This is a genomic window from Gilvimarinus sp. 1_MG-2023, from assembly GCF_030548285.1.
In genome coordinates this window covers 1-456 of sequence record NZ_JAUOSC010000138.1, presented here as the reverse complement: position 1 = coordinate 456, position 456 = coordinate 1, and the positions used below count along the sequence as shown (strand labels likewise).

The following is a 456-nucleotide window of genomic DNA, read 5'->3' as shown; positions in this document are numbered from 1 at the left end:
CAGCTACCGTTATCGGGTGTTAGAAAAGCTGGGGATCGATGGCGATGTGGAGTTGACACGTTTGGCTATTCGTCATGGACTGATCGATGCCAACAGCGGTAGCTGATGACCGAATTTGATATCCCTGCCTTTCTGAAGACACTGACCCAGCGGGCCGGTGTCTATCGGATGTACAGTGTCGACCAGCAACTGCTGTATGTCGGCAAAGCCAAAAACCTGAAAAACCGGGTTGCCAGCTATTTTCGCTCGCGAGGGCTGAACAGTAAGACCGTGGCTTTGGTCTCAGGTATTCATCATATTGAAGTGACTGTAACGGCCAGTGAAGCCGAAGCCTTGTTGTTGGAACAAACGCTGATCAAACAGCATCGGCCACCGTACAACATCCTGCTGAAAGATGATAAGTCCTACCCCTATCTGCACCTGTCCGCCCATGCTTTCCCTCTGTTGGCTTACCGC

At 51.5% G+C, this 456-nt stretch carries 1 protein-coding gene; it reads left to right on the top strand.

Annotated features, from left to right (window positions below; translation table 11 throughout):
• Nucleotides 1-105: 105 nt before the first annotated feature.
• Nucleotides 106-456, top strand: a 351-nt coding sequence (locus Q4563_RS16105; protein WP_336623041.1) for a GIY-YIG nuclease family protein, incomplete at its 3' end; no start/stop codon positions are given.